The sequence below is a fragment of the Streptomyces sp. TRM64462 genome (assembly GCF_013362995.1).
GTDB lineage: Bacteria > Actinomycetota > Actinomycetes > Streptomycetales > Streptomycetaceae > Streptomyces.
This window is the reverse complement of sequence record NZ_JABWDV010000314.1, coordinates 1-11,997: the sequence shown is the minus strand read 5'-3', so window position 1 is coordinate 11,997 and position 11,997 is coordinate 1. Positions and strand designations below refer to the sequence as shown.

The following is an 11,997-nucleotide window of genomic DNA, read 5'->3' as shown; positions in this document are numbered from 1 at the left end:
CGCCACGAGACGGCTCACTTCTCCTTGCCGACCTCCTTGTTGATCGCGGCGGGGGAGTCGTACTCCTTGTCGGGCATGGACTTCAGCGCGTCCATGATCCTCTTGCTGGCGCCGTGCTGCTCCGCCTGCTGGATGATCTCCTTCTTGGAGGCGGGATAGCTGACGCCGCCCAGGTTCTTCTGCATCTCGATGGGGTTCACAGCCATGCGTGCCGAGTACCACCGGCATGTGCTGTCACACCGCGTCATGTCCTGTAGGGCGAACTCATCACGGTTGCATCACAATGTCGTGTGAAGGCCGGAGAGTGCGGGCACAACCCCGTGCGGGACGGCAGCCCGGATCCGGGGTGCCGCCGCGTCGCCCGGCCCCTCATCCAGGACAGAACCGGGGAGACGGGCGCCGTTGCCGTCGCCGTCCCCTTCCTCACTTCATGGTGTCGGAAAGGCAGGTACGCCCATGCTGTTGGCGCATCCCGCTGTGCTTCGTGAGCTCGTGGCCCGGTACGAATCCCTCTGTGCCGCCGCGCAGGAGCGGGCCATCGCGCCCGATCTGCAACGCCGCCTGGACGACGTGACGTACACGCTCTGCGTGACGACGGGGACGCGGAAGCTGGAGCACGCGCTGGCGGCCGCCCGCGCCAGGCTCGCCGCGACGGCGACCTGACGGGCGGGGAGGAGCGCGGAAGAGAGGTTCGGCGGCCCCGGCCCAGGGGTAGACCAGGGCCGCCACGGGCATCCGCAGGGGAGAGCGGAGTACCCGGCAGCGAACACGTGGGGCGGCGCGAGGAGGGAGCGCCGCCCTTCGGTGTTCGATCAGCGGGCCCGGCATCGCACCTATCGGTGCTGCGCGGGCCGTGCGAGCAGTAAATATATATACCGTTGAGTAAGCAAGGGCATGAAAAATTTCATGTCCTTCGATGGCCGAAAAAAGTCGGTGCCGCCCGCCTCCGCCGGGCCCACCGAGGTGCCTCCGCGACGCCGCCGCGTGACCGCGTCCGTCAGTCGTCGAGGAAGAAGTCGTGCTGCATGGCGACCTGCTCGTACCCCTCCAACCGCGCCTGCGTACGCTCCGGTTCGGCGTCCGCCATCGCCTGGAGCACCGCCGCGCACAGCACGCCGGGTGCCGCGTACGAGTCGAAGACAAGGCGTGAACCGGTCGGCGCCGTGAGCGTCACATCCACCTCGTCCACCAGCGGACCCAAGCTCAGGTCCGTGATCATCGCCACACGCAGTCCCGTGCTGCGCGCCGCCCGCACCGCCGCCAGCGTCTCGTTCGCATGCCGTGGCATCGCGAACGCCAGCACCCAGCTCCCGCCCGCCTCGCGCGCCTGGAGCAGCGTGTCGTACGCGACGCTGCCGCCGCGCGTCACCAGCCGCACGTCCGGGTGGATCCGCCGCGCCGCGTACGCGAAGTACTCCGCGAGCGACACCGAGATCCGCAGTCCCAGCACCGTCAAGGGCACCGATCGCGCCAGCTGCCGGCCCACGTCCAGCACTTGACCCGGGTCGCCCAGGACGCGCCGCAGACTCTCCAGGTTCTCGATCTCCGCGTCGATCGCCTCCTGGAGCTCGTTGCGGCGGATCTCCTCGCGCGAGTCCGGCGTGGCCGCCACCGCGCTCAGCGCGATCGGCTGCAGCGCCTCCCGCAGCGCCGGGAACCCGCTGTAGCCCAGCGACGTCGCGAACCGCGTCACGGACGGCTGGCTCACGCCGACCCGCTCGGCGAGATCCGTGATCGACAGGAACGCCGCCTCCGTCAGATGGTCGACCAGGTACTGCGCGATGCGCCGCTGACCCGGGGACAGCCGATGGCCGCCGAACAGCGACCGCACCCGCTCGGCGGGGGTCGGCTCCGGGCCCGGGGCCTGCCGCCCCGGAGTGATCGCGGCCGCCTGTGCGCGTGCCTGCTGCCCCGATGGCACTGATGGCACGATCCGCCTCCTTCTCGTCCCAATTCCGCTCAACATAGCTCACCCGGGGCGGACCGCCCGAGGGCCACCATGCCCACCCACACCCCACGCGACGGACGCCGCGCGGCGCCGCGGGGCACGGGCGGGCGCCGGCCGGGGTACGGGGTGCGGCCCGTGGTGGGAGTGGCGCATGCTTGCTGTGTGACCTGGTACGGCGCCCCCGGGCACGTACCGCCCGATCCCGCCGGCACTCCGCCGCGGGGCCGGGCGGAGCAGGGGCGTGCCGACGCACGGGAGGACGGCCTGCCCGACGACCACGACCACGGCCACGGCGACGAGCGGCGCGACGAGCACCCCGAAGAGCGCCCCGACGGGCCCGTCGACCGGCGTACCGCGGACGCCCTGGCCATGGCCCTCGCGCCCGCCGCCGTCGAGGCCGTCGAGGCCGTCGGCGGCTACGCGGGCGGCGTCTACCTCCGCTCCCGCACCAAGGGCCTGCTGCGCCTCGCCGTGCTCGCCGGCCTCCCCGTCCACCTGTTCCGGCCCTGGTGGCGCATGCACGTCAACCGGCCCTTCCCGGTCGCCGAGTCCTTCCGCTCGGGGCGGTCCGTGCACCTCGCCGACGCCGAGGAGGCCATGCGCCGCTTCCCTCAGCTCATGGCCGGCCTGCCGTTCCCGTTCGGCTCCCTGTACGTCCCGGTGTCCGACGGCCGCGACCGCTTCGGCGTCCTCGTCGTGCTGCGCACCGCGACCCCGGGCCAGAGTGTCGACGCCGCCGACCGGCAGCGCATCCAGAACGCCGCCGCACGCCTCGGCACCGCCCTCGCCCGCCTCGACGCGGCCGGAACCCCCGTCGCCTGGGACCACGAACCCGCCCCCGTCCAGCTCCCCGCAGGGGCCACCCCGCCCGTACGCGTCGGCCACCTCGAATGGCGCGTCGACACCGGCGCCGTCACCGCCGACCCGGAACTGTGCCGCATCCTCGGCGGCGACCCGGACGACTTCCCCGGCACCGTCGCCGGACTCGAAGCGCTCCTCGCGCCCGAGGACGTGTACGGACTGTGGGCCCTGGTCCGCCAGGTCACCGCGACCACCGACCCCGACCGCCCCGCCGCCCGCCGCATGTGGCTCCGCGGCCGCGACGGCCGCCCCCACCTCTTCGAACTCGCCCGCCGCAGCGGCCCACGCCCCGGCCCCGGGCCCGAACCCCACCCCGCGCACCTGACCGGCCTCCTCGTCGACCCCGGCACGGGCCCGATCGTCGCGGCCGCCGCCGACCGGCTCGCCACCGGCGTCCTCTCCCTCGACCGCCTCGGCCGCATCACCTATGTCAGCCGCCGCGCCGAGACCCTCCTCGGCCTCGCCCGCCCCACCCTCGTCGGCCGCGTCCTGTGGGACGTCCTGCCCTGGGCAGGACGGCCCGCCTACGAGGACCACTTCAGGGCGGCGCTCCTCTCCAGCGACCCCGTCCACTTCCTCGCGCACCGCACCGCCAACTCCTGGCTGTCCGTCTCCCTCCACCCCGGCCACGACGGCCTCACGCTCACCCTCTCCGCCGTCGACGAACCCGCCTACACGCCACGCTCCGTCTCCGCGCCCGGCGGTGGCGGCCTCGGCTCCCCGGCCGACCGCGCCGCCGTTCTCTACCGGCCCGTCGCCCTCGCCATCGCCCTCACCGAGGCCGTGACCGCACGCCAGGTCTCCGAGGTCGTCACGGAGGAGCTGCTGCCCGCCTTCGGCGGCCGTCAGCTCGCCATCTACCTGCTCACCGAACGCCATCTCCACCTCGCCTGGGAGACCGGCTTCCCCCAGGGCTTCCTCGACCGCTTCGACGGCGTCGGCCTCGACGCCCGCCTCCCCGGCGTCGAGTGCCTCACCTCGGGGCGGCCCATCTTCTTCGAGTCCATGCAGCGCCTCGCCGCCGCCTACCCGGGCATCCCCCTCGACGCGCACGTCGGCGCCCGCGCCTTCCTGCCCCTCATCGCGTCCGGGCGGCCCGTCGGCTCCTGCATCCTCGGCTTCGACCAGCCCCGCGGATTCAGCCCCGAGGAACGCACCGTCCTCACCGCGCTCGCCGGACTCATCGCCCAGGCACTCCAGCGCGCCCAGCGCTACGACTCCGAGGCAGCGCTCGCCCGCGGCCTCCAGGACGCCCTCCTGCCACACCGGCTGCCCCGGCTCCGGCACGCCGACACGGTCGGCCGCTACCTGCCCGGCACCCAGGGCATGGACGTCGGCGGCGACTGGTACGACGTCGTCGAGACCTCCCGCGGCCTCGCCCTCGTCATCGGCGACGTCCAGGGCCACGGCGTGGCGGCCGCCGCCACCATGGGCCAGCTCCGCAGCGCCGTACGGGCCTTCGCCCTCGCCGGACACGACCCCCAGGAGGTCATGAGCGGCACCAACCGGCTCCTCATCGACCTCGACCCCGGCCAGTTCGCCAGCTGCTGCTACGGCGTGCTCGACCCCGCCACCGGGCTCGTCCAGGCCGTACGCGCCGGCCATCTGCCGCCCCTGCTGCGCCAGCCGGACGGCACCACCGAGGTCCTCGACCTGCCCGGCGGCGTCGTCCTCGGCGTGGACGCCGACGCCGCGTACCCGGTCACCGAGCTGCGGCTGCCGAAGGGCGGCGTCCTCGCCCTGTTCACGGACGGGCTCGTCGAGCAGCCGGGCACGGACATCGACATCGGCATCGAGCGGCTGCGCGGCGTGTTCGCCGCCGCAGGCGACGCCTCGCTGGCCGCCATCGCCGACCGGCTCGTCGACGAGGCCACCGGCGCCACCGACCGGCCCGACGACATCGCGCTGCTGCTCGCCGCCCGCTGGGCGGGCGGACGGCCGGACGGCGGCGCGTACGGCCCCGACGGCTCCGACGGCTCCGACGGCTCCGACGGCTCCGACGGCTCCGACGGCTCCGACGGCACCGACGGCTCCGACGGCTCCGACGGCACCGACGGCCCGGACGGGGCGCGGCCGTGAGGTGCGTGGCCGCGCGCGGTTGTGGGGCCGTGCGGGGCGGCCGACCATGAGGAGGACGGACGAGGCAGGTGCGATGGGCACGCTGAACGACGCGGACGGCACCGACTTCCGGGGCCCCCTGGACGTCACACGCGCGGCGACCGCCGTACTCGACGCCGACGGCACCGTCATCGGCTGGGGCCCCGCCGCCGAGCGCCTCCTCGGCTACCCGCCGGGCGACGCCATCGGCACGCCCATCGGGCGCCTCGTCGTCGACCGCGCCGGGGCGTACGAGCACGGCTCCGACCTGCCCGGCGCCGCACGCGCCCGCCGCCAGGTGCTCCATCTGCGCCACCGGGACGGCCGGATCATCCGCGTCACGACGGCGACCCTGCCCCTCTCGCACGCCGCCACGGGCACCGCCCGGCTGCTCGCGATCGCGGACGCCGACGAGACCGAGCGGTGGGAGGCCCTCCAGTCGATGCTGCGCGGACTGGCCACCCAGTCGCCCGTCGGGCTCGCCATCTACGACACCGAGCTGAAGGTCGTCTGGACCAACCACGCGCTGTACGAGGAGATGGGCACCTCCCAGTACGCCGGGCTCGGCCCCGACGACATGGTGGCCGCCGGGCAGGTGCTGTCCGCCGGCTGCCCGCCCACGCTGACCGAGACCATGGCCCGCGTCCTGGCGACCGGCGAGCCCGTGATCGAGCTCCACTACCGGGGGCGCCCGCCCGTCGACCCCGACCACGACCACGTCTGGTCGTGCTCGTACTACCGCCTCCAGGACGCGGACGGCACCGCGCTCGGCGTCTGCGAGGAGACCGTCGACATCACCGACCGCTACCTCGCCCAGCAGCGCCTCGACCTGCTGGTGCGCGCCGGGGGACTGGTGGGCACCACGCTCGACATGGCCCGCACCGCCCGTGAGCTGTCCTCGGTCGCCGTGCCGCAGTTCGCGGACGCCGTGACCGTCGACCTCGTCGACACCGTCCTGGAGGGCGACCAGCCGGCGGTCGGCACGGCACAGGCGGACCGGCTGGTGCGCGTCTGGGGCGCCACGGTCGACGGCGCCTCCGCGCAGGGCCCGGGCCCGGGGCGCATGGATGGCAGCGGGGACGGGAGGGGCGGTGGCGGCGGTACGGGCGGGAGCGCCGGAACCGGCAGCGCCGCCGGTGCGGGAGGGAAAGGCGGCAGGGGCGACGAGGCGGCCCGGGCGGACGCCGCGGCTAGGGCGGGCGAGGCGGCGAGGGCGGATGAGGCGGCCAGGGCCGACGGGGCGGGCGTGGTGGACGAGACGGGCGCGGTGGGCGGGGCTCGGGGGGCAGGCGGGCGGGGTGCGGGCTTCGGGGCCGGGGTCAGGCCCGAGGCGGTGCGCTATCCGCCCGACGCGCCGCAGATCCGGTGCCTCGCCACGGGCCGCGCCGTCCTGGACCCGCCGCCGGCTCCGGCGCCCGCCCCCGGCCCGCCCGGTGACGGCCCGCGCCCGCACGCCGGAGAGCCGTATTCCCAGGGGCCGCGCCCCGGAGGCCCCGACGGGGCCTCCCTGCCCGACGGGGCCGCGACCCTGGGCGCCCCCGACGGCGCGGCGCCCCCGGAGGCTCCCCTGCCCCCGGCCGGCCAGGAGCCGTACGCGCGGACGCCGGGCGTCTCGCGGCTGGTCGTTCCGCTCCGTACCGACGGCGCACCCCTCGGCGTGGTCACGTTCACCCGGGACCGCAGGCCCGACCGGTTCGACGCCGCCGACCTGCCCGTCGCCGACGAACTGGTCGCCCGCACCGCCATCTGCATCGACAACGCCCGCCGCTTCACCCGCGAGCACACCGCCGCGCTCACCCTCCAGCACAGCCTGCTGCCCCGCAGCCTGCCCCGGCTCACCGCCGTCGACGTGGCCCACCGCTACCTGCCCGCCGACAGCAAGGCCGGCGTCGGCGGCGACTGGTTCGACGTCATCACCCTCTCCGGCGCCCGCGTCGGCCTGGTCGTAGGAGACGTCGTCGGCCACGGCCTCGGAGCCGCCGCCACCATGGGCCGGCTGCGCACCAGCGTCCGCGTGCTCGCCCGCCAGGACCTCGCCCCCGACGAGCTGCTCGCCCGCCTCGACGACCTCATCGCCCAGGCGGCCGACGAGGAGGCGCAGGCCCCCGGCAGCATCACCGGGCGTGCCGCGCCCGCCGGACCCGGCACCGCCGACGTACCCGACGACCAGGCCATCGGCGCCACCTGCCTGTACGCCGTGTACGACCCGGTGTCCGGGCTCTGCCGGATGGCCCGCGCCGGACACCCCGCCCCCGCCGTCGTGGACGCCGCCACCGGCGCCGTCACCGTCGTCGACGTACCCGGCGGGCCGCCGCTCGGGCTCGGCGGCCTGCCCTTCGAGACCACCGAACTGCACCTGGCCGAAGGCAGCCTCCTCGCCCTGTACACGGACGGACTCGTACGCGCCCGGGGGCGCGACCCGGAAGACCGGCTCGACACGCTCGGCGCCCTCCTCGCCGAGCACCGCGCACGCCCCCTGCCCGAGCTGTGCGACCGTGCCGTCACCACCCTGCTCCCCGGCGCCGTCGACGACGACGCCGCGCTCCTCCTCGTCCGCACCCGCATGCTCGACCGCGCCCGCGTCGCCACCTGGGACATCGGACCGGGCCCCGAGGAGGTCGGCCGCGCCCGCGCCCTCGCCGCCCGCCAGATCGACGGCTGGGGCCTCGGCGCGCTGGAGTTCACCACCGAGATCGTCGTCAGCGAACTCGTCACCAACGCGCTCCGCTACGCCTCGGGGCCCGTCCAGCTGCGCCTCATCCACGACCGCGCCCTCATCTGCGAGGTCTCCGACACCGGCCACACCTCGCCGCACCTGCGCCGCGCCGCCATCGACGACGAGGGCGGCCGCGGGCTGTTCCTCGTCGCCCAGATGACCCAGCACTGGGGCACCCGCTACACCGCCACCGGCAAGACCATCTGGGCGGAACAGGCCCTGCAGGCCCGCTGAGCGACGCCCGGCACGGGTTTGCCCGCCGGGGGCCCGGCAACCCGGTGGGGGAGCCCGACGAACGCCGCTCAGAACGCCCGGAGGCAGCCATGGCAGCGTCCGAACAGATCACCGCCGAGCTGTGGGACGAGTTCCACACCGCCGTCAACATGACCTCGCGCGAGCTCCAGGAGTGGCTGAGCACCGAGGGCGCGGGGGAGCGGACCGAGGAGTTCCCCGACCGCGCCGGGCCCGAGACCGGCCACCGCGTCCTGGAGATCCTCGCCAAGCGCCGGATGGACCTCACCGACGACGACATCGCCGTCATGCGGCGCGTCTGCGAGATCGTCCGCACCCAGCGCTCCCCGGACTACGAACCTCAGGCCGGAGGCACCGACTGGCGGCACGGCCTGATGGACATCGGCCACGACCCGCTCAAGCCCTGACCGCACGCCGCAGGACGCACGCCGGGGTCCGGGCTACGGCCAGGACGGCTCCCGGCGCGGCACCACCACGATCTCGCCCGCCACGCTGCCCTCCGGCACCGACAGCGCGTACAGCACCGCGTCCGCGACGACGTCCGGGCTCTGCAGCATCGACACATCCGTGTCCGGGAAGCGCTCCATGATGAACGGGGTCTCCATGCCGCCCGCGACGACCCCCGTCACCCCGATGCCCGGGCAGTCCCGCTGCGCCTCCTTGAACAGGGTGTGCGTGAACGCGCGCAGCCCCGACTTGCCCGCCGCGTACGGGCCCGCCTCCGTCCAGGTGCGGTTCGCCGCCGTCGACAGGATGTTCACGATGTGCCCGCCGCCCCGCGCCACCATCCGCCGGTAGGTCTCCAGGCACAGGTACACCGGCCCCAGCAGATTCGTCGTGACGACCCGGGTGACCTCGTCGGCCGTCAGGTGCTCGATGGGCTTCGAGACGTCGACGGCCGCGTTGTTCACCAGCACGTCCACGGCCTCACCGGTGCCGTCCAGCTCGCGGAACACCCCGGCGACCGCGTCCGGGTCCCGCACGTCCAGCTCCACGAAACGGGTCTCGCCGCCGTCCCCGTTGAGCTCCTCGCACAGCTCCCGGGCCAGTTCCTTGCGTACGTCCGCGACCAGCACCGACGCCCCCGCCCCGGCCAGCCGCCGGACGATCGACGCGCCCAGGCCGCGCGCCCCACCGGTCACCAGCGCCCGCCTGCCGTGCAGGTCGACCCGCACTCCACTGCTGCCCATGCCGCCGCCTCCGCTTTCCGTTCCGGTTTCCGTTCCGGGTGTGGTGCGTGTGGTGCCACTGCCGTCCACTGTGACCCGGACGACAGCCTCCGGCACCCCGGACGGTCACTGTGAGCAAGCACACCAGAAGCGCCGGATCCCGGGCGCGGCAAGGGCGTTACGCCCGCGTACGGCCCCGGGCGGTGTGCGGGGAGGCGCAGGTCACGGCACCCGCGGCGGGCGTCTGCCACGATGGGCGGCGCACGCTTTCCGGTGGAGGCGGCCGAGCAGAGCAGCCGGTGTCGACAGTCCGCCGAGATCCCGCCATTCGAGCCCCCCGTACTCCACCGTGTCTGATTCCACCGTGTCTGATTCCGCCGTGTCCGGATCCCCCGCGCCCGCCGCGCCCGCCCCCGCCCCCGTCCCCGACCGTTCCCCCTGGCGTTCGCTGAAGTACCGCAGCATGCGCTGGTGGTCCGTCGCGAACTTCGTCTCCAACGCCGGTACGTGGATGCAGCTGACCGTGCAGAACCTGCTGGTCCTGCAGATCACCGGCTCCGCCGCCGCCACCGGCCTCTCCCTGTCCGTGCAGGCCGCGCCCGGACTCCTGATGAGTCTCGCCGGCGGTGCCGTCGTCGACCGCTGGCCCCGCAAGCTGACCGCCGCCGTCAGCCAGGCCCTGCTGGCCGCGGTCGCCTTCACCACGGCGTTCCTCATCGCGTTCGACCAGCTCAGCGTGGGCGTCCTGATGGCCCTGGCAGCCGTCACCGGCCTCATCGCGACCGTCGACGGACCCGCCTGCGCCCTGCTCGGCAACGACCTCGTCCGTACGGAGGACGTGCCGTCGGCCATCGGCGTCGGCTCCCTCGTCCACAACGCGGGACGCCTCGTCGGCGCCGCCCTGGCGGGCATCACGGTCGGCTTCCTCGGCACGGCCGCCGCGTACGCCGCCAACGGCCTGTCGTTCCTGTTCGTGACGGCGGTCATCCCGTTCCTGCGCCCGGTGGCCCAGGCGGCACGGCGCACCGCGGCCCCGAAGAAGCCGAGGACGAAACGGGAGAGGAAGGCGTCCGGCGGCACCGCGGACGACGGCATGACCGTACGGGAGGGCGTGCGCTTCTTCGTCCGGCGCCCGAGGCTCCTCGGCCTGGCCGTGATCACCGGCGTCAGCGCGATGTTCGGCCGCAACTACAGCCTGACGCTCGCCGTCCTCGTCACCGGCCCCCTCGCGGGCGGCGCCGGCGCGTTCGGCACGGTGTCCACCGTCCTCGCGGTGGGCGGCATCGTGGGCGCCGTCCTGGGCGCGCGGCTGCGCAAGCCGTCCGTACGCCTCGTGGGCGTCCTCGCCGCGGCCGGCGGCCTCCTCCAGGTGGCCGCGGGACTGTCGCCGTCGCTGGTGGTGCTGCTGGTCCTGGTGCTGCCGATGGCCGTGGTGGAGTCCGTATCCGACACGGCGGGCACGACCGTCCTCCAGACGGACCCGCCGGCGCACCTGCGGGGCCGTGTCCTGGGCGTGTGGGGCAGCATCCGCACGATCTGGAGCCTCGCGGGCCCGCCCGCCCTGGGCCTCCTCATGGAGCTCGCCGGCGCCCGCGGAGCGCTCGTGGCCGGCGGCCTCCTCATCGCGGTGGTCGTCCTGGCGGGCCATCTGCTCCGCTCCCGCACCGTCAGGACCGTCCCGGCGCTGGTGCACGCGGAGCCCGCCGCCCCGGCCCGCCCCGCGCTGAGCACTGCCGCATGACGGGTCAGGCCCGGCGGCGGGCGGCCGCCTGGGCCGCCCTGCGGGCCAGTTGCGTCGTGGAACGGCCGTCCAGGTACGGCAGGACCACCGCCTGACCGCCCCAGGAGCGCAGGACCTCCGCCTCCGGGAGGTCGTCCGCCGAGTAGTCGCCGCCCTTCACCCACACGTCGGGCCGCAGCCGCGCGAGCAGCTCCGCCGGCGTGTCGCCGTCGAAGACCGCGACCGCGTCGACACTGCCCAGACCGGCCAGGACACGGGTGCGGTCCGCGAGCGGGTTGAGGGGGCGGCCGGCGCCCTTCAGACGGGTCACCGACGCGTCGGAGTTGACGCACACGATGAGGCAGTCCCCGATGCGCCGCGCGCTCTCCAGCAGCCCCACGTGCCCCGCGTGCAGCAGGTCGAAGCAGCCGCCCGTCGCCACGACCGTGCCGCCCCCGGCCCGTACCCGCGCGGCCAGGGCGAACGGGTCCGTCACCGGATGCTCCTCCGTGCGCGGCGCGCCCGGCGTGCGCCACAGCGCCGGGTTGCCCGCGCCGCCCGCCGCGACGAACGCCGCCGCCTCGGCGACGCCCTGCTGCACCGCCTCCTCCGGCAGCGCCCCGTCGGCCAGCGCGGCGGCCGTCGCGGCGGCGAAGCAGTCGCCCGCGCCGCACGGGTCGCCCTGGGCGCGGTACGGGGCGGGGACCAGCATGGGCGTACCGGTGCCCGGACGGGTCAGCAGCACCCCGCGCTCGCCGAGCGTGACCGCGACCGCCACCGCCCGCCACCGCTCGGCCAGTTCGGTGCCCCGTTCCGCGTACGCCCGCAGGGACTCGCCGCCCTCGCCGCAGGCCAGGGCCCGGGTCTCGGCCGCGTTGGGCGTCACGATCCGGGCGCCCGCCACCGGCGCGTCGCCGCGCGGGTGCGGGTCCCACACGAGCGGCACGTGCGGCGCCACGGCCGCCAGGTGCTCCCGTACGGCGCCGACGGTGTGCCGCCCGTAGTCCGCGACGAGCACCGCGTGCGCCCGCGCCAGGGTGTCCCGCACCGCCCCGTCCGGCTCCCCGGGACGGCCGCCGCCCCGGTCGATGCGCACCAGCGGCCGGCCCGCCGCCAGGACCCGGGTCTTGACCGGCAGGGTGCCCAGCAGCGGCAGCTCGACCAGCCGGACGCGGCCCTCCAGGGACCGGCGCACGGCGTCGCTGGCCGGGTCGTCGCCCAGCGCCGTCACCAG

At 75.3% G+C, this 11,997-nt stretch carries 9 protein-coding genes; 5 read left to right on the top strand and 4 right to left on the bottom strand.

From position 1 onward, the window contains the following. Window positions 1–14: 14 nt before the first annotated feature. Window positions 15–206: a DUF2795 domain-containing protein gene (locus HTZ82_RS15640; protein ID WP_175409994.1), complete on the bottom strand. Its 192-nt coding sequence runs from the start codon at window positions 204–206 to the stop codon at window positions 15–17. A gap of 250 nt (window positions 207–456) precedes the next feature. Here HTZ82_RS15640 and HTZ82_RS15635 point away from each other — a divergent pair, with 250 nt between their 5' ends. Next, window positions 457–663: a DUF5133 domain-containing protein gene (locus tag HTZ82_RS15635; protein ID WP_175409993.1), complete on the top strand. Its 207-nt coding sequence runs from the start codon at window positions 457–459 to the stop codon at window positions 661–663. A 334-nt stretch (window positions 664–997) separates the two neighbouring features. Here the strand turns inward: HTZ82_RS15635 and HTZ82_RS15630 are convergent, their stop codons facing one another. After that, window positions 998–1,921 carry a MurR/RpiR family transcriptional regulator gene (locus tag HTZ82_RS15630; protein WP_175410005.1) on the bottom strand — a complete coding sequence of 308 codons (924 nt, stop codon included), beginning with the start codon at window positions 1,919–1,921 and terminating at the stop codon, window positions 998–1,000. A gap of 396 nt (window positions 1,922–2,317) precedes the next feature. Here HTZ82_RS15630 and HTZ82_RS15625 point away from each other — a divergent pair, with 396 nt between their 5' ends. The 3 genes from HTZ82_RS15625 (at window position 2,318) to HTZ82_RS15615 (ending at window position 8,281) form a co-directional block, all read left to right on the top strand. Further along, on the top strand, window positions 2,318–4,888 hold the full coding sequence (locus HTZ82_RS15625; protein ID WP_175410004.1) for a SpoIIE family protein phosphatase: 2,571 nt from the start codon (window positions 2,318–2,320) through the stop codon (window positions 4,886–4,888). Between the two features lie 73 nt (window positions 4,889–4,961). Then, entirely contained in the window at window positions 4,962–7,856 is a 2,895-nt protein-coding gene (locus tag HTZ82_RS15620) for a SpoIIE family protein phosphatase (protein ID WP_175409992.1), read from the top strand. An 89-nt stretch (window positions 7,857–7,945) separates the two neighbouring features. After that, entirely contained in the window at window positions 7,946–8,281 is a 336-nt protein-coding gene (locus tag HTZ82_RS15615) for a DUF3140 domain-containing protein (protein WP_175409991.1), read from the top strand. A 33-nt stretch (window positions 8,282–8,314) separates the two neighbouring features. On the opposite strand, the gene HTZ82_RS15610 is transcribed toward HTZ82_RS15615, so the two are convergent. After that, window positions 8,315–9,064 carry an SDR family oxidoreductase gene (locus HTZ82_RS15610; RefSeq protein WP_175409990.1) on the bottom strand — a complete coding sequence of 250 codons (750 nt, stop codon included), beginning with the start codon at window positions 9,062–9,064 and terminating at the stop codon, window positions 8,315–8,317. 442 nt (window positions 9,065–9,506) lie between these two features. Here HTZ82_RS15610 and HTZ82_RS15605 point away from each other — a divergent pair, with 442 nt between their 5' ends. After that, the gene (locus HTZ82_RS15605) at window positions 9,507–10,784 is read left to right on the top strand and encodes an MFS transporter (RefSeq protein WP_254711886.1); all 1,278 of its coding nucleotides are present in this window, start codon (window positions 9,507–9,509) and stop codon (window positions 10,782–10,784) included. A gap of 4 nt (window positions 10,785–10,788) precedes the next feature. Here the strand turns inward: HTZ82_RS15605 and rfaE2 are convergent. Continuing rightward, window positions 10,789–11,997: D-glycero-beta-D-manno-heptose 1-phosphate adenylyltransferase (gene rfaE2 / locus HTZ82_RS15600; protein WP_254711884.1), on the bottom strand; the 1,209-nt coding region annotated here is incomplete at its 5' end.

Coding starts and splice junctions, on each gene's coding strand:
- HTZ82_RS15640 (WP_175409994.1), bottom strand. CDS start 206: ATGGCTGTGAACCCCATCGAGATGCAGAAGAACCTGGGCGGCGTCAGC.
- HTZ82_RS15635 (WP_175409993.1), top strand. CDS start 457: ATGCTGTTGGCGCATCCCGCTGTGCTTCGTGAGCTCGTGGCCCGGTAC.
- HTZ82_RS15625 (WP_175410004.1), top strand. CDS start 2,318: ATGGCCCTCGCGCCCGCCGCCGTCGAGGCCGTCGAGGCCGTCGGCGGC.
- HTZ82_RS15620 (WP_175409992.1), top strand. CDS start 4,962: ATGGGCACGCTGAACGACGCGGACGGCACCGACTTCCGGGGCCCCCTG.
- HTZ82_RS15615 (WP_175409991.1), top strand. CDS start 7,946: ATGGCAGCGTCCGAACAGATCACCGCCGAGCTGTGGGACGAGTTCCAC.
- HTZ82_RS15610 (WP_175409990.1), bottom strand. CDS start 9,064: ATGGGCAGCAGTGGAGTGCGGGTCGACCTGCACGGCAGGCGGGCGCTG.
- HTZ82_RS15605 (WP_254711886.1), top strand. CDS start 9,507: ATGCGCTGGTGGTCCGTCGCGAACTTCGTCTCCAACGCCGGTACGTGG.